The following is a 204-nucleotide window of genomic DNA, read 5'->3' on the forward strand; positions in this document are numbered from 1 at the left end:
CGTGAGCGCGCTGCTCCGAGGCGACTATGCTGCGCCCGCCGCACCTGGCCACCCCGCCCAATCCGACGCAGAGGAGGTCGGCGAGCTGCGTGCCGTCGTCGAACAGCTGCGACTATCGCTCCTCCATCAGAGCGGGCAGCAGTTGGCGCGGGATCAGGCGCAGCAGGAGCTGATCTCGACGATCTCGCATGAGCTGAAGACGCC

At 68.1% G+C, this 204-nt stretch carries 1 pseudogene; it reads left to right on the plus strand.

The window, feature by feature from the left end:
• A pseudogene (locus PA598K_RS37115) lies at window positions 1–204 on the plus strand (hypothetical protein); the annotation flags it as partial.

The organism is Paenibacillus sp. 598K (assembly GCF_003851045.1).
Taxonomy (GTDB): Bacteria; Bacillota; Bacilli; order Paenibacillales; family Paenibacillaceae; genus Paenibacillus_D.